The organism is Paraburkholderia sp. SIMBA_030, assembly GCF_046535245.1.
Lineage (GTDB): Bacteria > Pseudomonadota > Gammaproteobacteria > Burkholderiales > Burkholderiaceae > Paraburkholderia.
Map to the genome: position 1 here is coordinate 1 of NZ_JAWRXB010000574.1, position 270 is coordinate 270.

At 58.9% G+C, this 270-nt stretch carries 1 pseudogene; it reads left to right on the forward strand.

The annotated features are described in order from the left end of the window. Positions 1 to 96: 96 nt before the first annotated feature. Positions 97 to 270, forward strand: a pseudogene (locus SB772_RS41255) (NADPH-dependent 7-cyano-7-deazaguanine reductase QueF); the annotation flags it as partial.

Here is a 270-nt window from a genome sequence, read left to right on the forward strand (position 1 = left end):
CGGGCATGGTCGGCAAGTTGACTGTCAGTCAGTAAGCACTCAATGGCGGGCGCAAAGGCTGGTAGAATCCGCTGATTCTTCAGTCAGGTTTCCGCCATGCATCCCGCAGCCGAACACTCGCCGCTGGGCAAATCCAGCGAATACATCGCCACTTACACGCCGTCCCTGCTGTTCCCGATCCCGCGTACCGCGAAATGGGCCGAGCTGGGTCTGACGGCTGAGACCCTGCCGTATAAAGGCGTGGTTTTCTGGAACTGCTTCGAACTGTCG